Origin of the sequence: Streptococcus sp. SGI.013 (genome assembly GCF_050315295.1) — a bacterium.
Classification (GTDB): domain Bacteria; phylum Bacillota; class Bacilli; order Lactobacillales; family Streptococcaceae; genus Streptococcus; species Streptococcus porcorum.
The window spans coordinates 1-900 of sequence record NZ_JBNPOS010000079.1 but is presented as its reverse complement, the minus strand read 5'-3'; the positions used below and the strand labels follow the sequence as shown (position 1 = coordinate 900).

The following is a 900-nucleotide window of genomic DNA, read 5'->3' as shown; positions in this document are numbered from 1 at the left end:
ACAATGTCATAATAAGGATGACCTGCTGGAATGACATAAGTTGCTGGATCAAACTCTACCCATTGCTCCACACCGTCAACAATTACCTTGCGTAGGCTAGTAACCTTGGGTGTCCATTGTCCTTTTTTTCTTGACATGATATAATTACCTCGTAAATGTTTACTTAGTCCCTCAATGGAATTGCCGTTCCAGAGGGGCTTTTTTACGTTCCTAACCTGGTAAATACTCTTGGTTAAGAAACTTGTTGATGAAATATTGTTGACCCTTGCCAGTGACCTTAGTTGTTGTATTGACTGTGGTGTGACCGTCGGCGTGGTTGATATTTGTCTTTTTCAGCTCAAACAGACCTAGCTGCATGCTTTTCTGTGTCGGTTGGTTCCAAGACTCTCCACGGCGACTAATTAGGTAACCATTAGAGCGTAACCACTGAAAGAGTTTGTTTTGACCAATATCAATCCCATTCTGTTTCAGAATTTTAGCCAGTTCACCAATCAGACAAGATGACTTGCTGGCGCTCACAGCGTCTGCAAACAGCACCTTAGGACGGTCTGCCTCAATCTGTGCCTCTAGCTGATGGACTTTCTTATCTGCCATGAGCAAGGCCCTTGCCATGATTTTCTCAGGGCTGTTATAGTCTTTCTCAATTTGGATAAAGTAAGCTCTGACCTGTTTTCCCTTATCAGTACGCTGGATCATAGCAATTTCTTTGGCCATATCTAGCTTGATGATGTGGTCAACTTTATTATGTCCACCCCGTCCTGTTTGCTTCACAAAATTGTTAAGCAAAAAATCTTGATTTTCGGTAAAGCCGTACTCAATCATTCTGTCAAACCACATTGAGTATGGAGTCTTGACTCCTAAAGCCTCGTGTAATTGTCTGCCTGATACCACAGGCTCATG

General features: G+C 42.7%; 2 protein-coding genes. Both read right to left on the bottom strand.

The features are described from left to right. The coding region (locus tag ACQRDX_RS09365; RefSeq protein WP_427896623.1) for a BOW99_gp33 family protein at positions 1-137 on the bottom strand (137 nt) is incomplete at its 3' end. 73 nt (positions 138-210) lie between these two features. Beyond that, positions 211-900, bottom strand: a 690-nt coding sequence (locus tag ACQRDX_RS09360) for a phage antirepressor KilAC domain-containing protein (protein WP_427896621.1), incomplete at its 5' end; no start/stop codon positions are given.